Genomic DNA, 305 nt, shown 5'->3' with positions numbered 1-305 from the left:
CATGCCCATTGTGGAGCCATGCGTCAGGCTGTCCAGCAGATCACCAAAGTGCCAACCTGCGTGGGCTGTGGGCCAAGCAAAACCATTGCCAAGCTGGCCAACGGACTGGCCAAGGATAGGCCGGAGCTGGAAGGGCTATGCGACCTGACAGACCCACAGACGCGCCAGAGATTTTACCGCAACGTCTCCGTGGGGGAGGTCTGGGGTGTAGGCCGAAGACTGCTCCCAAAACTACAAGATGCGGGTATCCGCACGATAGAGCAGTTTGTAGAGGCCAAACCTGCGCAGATCCGCAAGATCATGGC

General features: G+C 58.7%; 1 pseudogene. It reads left to right on the top strand.

The window, feature by feature from the left end:
• Positions 1–305, top strand: a pseudogene (locus HK26_RS12855) (Y-family DNA polymerase); the annotation flags it as partial.

Origin of the sequence: Acetobacter okinawensis (genome assembly GCF_002153655.1) — a bacterium.
GTDB lineage: Bacteria > Pseudomonadota > Alphaproteobacteria > Acetobacterales > Acetobacteraceae > Acetobacter > Acetobacter okinawensis_A.
Note: the sequence above shows the minus strand (reverse complement) of the source record. Positions and strands in the feature narration are given on the sequence as shown.